We start from the raw sequence: 886 nt of genomic DNA on the forward strand, positions 1-886 counted from the left end.
AGAGCACCAGATCGTGCAGCATCAGCCCGTGGCGGGTGGGGTGGCGGATGATGTACGCCTGTAGCTCGGCGAAAGGGTATTCCCGCCCCTCCTTGGGCAGCACCAGCTTACCCGCCCGCCGGTCGAAGTAACCCGCCGCCAGGTCCGGCTTGCCGTCCCAGGCGGCATACAGCGCATCGCGCGCACGGACGTAGCGCCGGGCGAGGACGAGGCCGGCGATGAGACCGGTGAGGGCGATAGAAAGCGTCACTACATTTCCCAGCAGGTTTTCAGCACCACCCCAATAGATTCCGAGAAAGCCTACATACCCGAAAATTAACGCAATCACGAACCCCAACCCCGACATCCCGAAATAGAGGATCGTCGACCCCATCGGCTGCACCAGCACCGCCCGCTCGGCATTGATGTGGCCGTACCAGGGCGCGCCGCTGTAGACCAACGCAGCGTCCCGCGGCAGCGGACCGTGCAGCCCCAAATTCTTCAACCGTCGCAACATTAACAGGCGCCTCCCGGGCGTTCTTCTTCGCGCCGCCGCTCGCCGGCCCCCGGCGCCGGCGAGCGCACCTTATACGCGCTCGGGGCGTACAGCGTGAGCCAATCCGTCGGCGCGGCCGCCCCGGCTTCGGGGTACGGGAAGCTGATCGGAATCTCATTCATCCCGAACCGATGCGGCCAGCGGTAGGTTGGGTTGAGCCAACGGCGAAACCCAACACCCCCCTGCGGCGCCCCTGTCACCGCCTACAACCCCACCGCCGCCAGCGTCGAGCGCAGTTCGGCGGCGTAGGCGGCGCGGGCCGCCGGTAGCCGCTCGCGTAGGTGCGGGTGCGTGCAGCGCGGGTGCGCCGGGTCGTGCTCCGGCGGAATTCCCAAGTCCGCCGCTTGCAGC

Annotated in this window: 2 protein-coding genes; both read right to left on the bottom strand. The window is 67.5% G+C overall.

The genetic code is table 11. The features are described from left to right. On the bottom strand, positions 1-496 hold a 496-nt coding region (locus tag CAI21_RS22810), incomplete at its 3' end, for a hypothetical protein (RefSeq protein ID WP_220349094.1). Further along, on the bottom strand, positions 496-657 hold the full coding sequence (locus CAI21_RS23545; protein ID WP_181919618.1) for a hypothetical protein: 162 nt from the start codon (positions 655-657) through the stop codon (positions 496-498). The genes CAI21_RS23545 and CAI21_RS22810, both read right to left, overlap by 1 nt. Positions 658-886 lie beyond the last annotated feature (229 nt).

The organism is Alkalilimnicola ehrlichii (assembly GCF_003399765.1).
Lineage (GTDB): Bacteria > Pseudomonadota > Gammaproteobacteria > Nitrococcales > AK92 > AK92.

Bases quoted from the DNA above. Each gene is read 5' to 3' on its own strand.
- CAI21_RS23545 (WP_181919618.1), bottom strand. From the start codon at position 657: ATGAATGAGATTCCGATCAGCTTCCCGTACCCCGAAGCCGGGGCGGCC.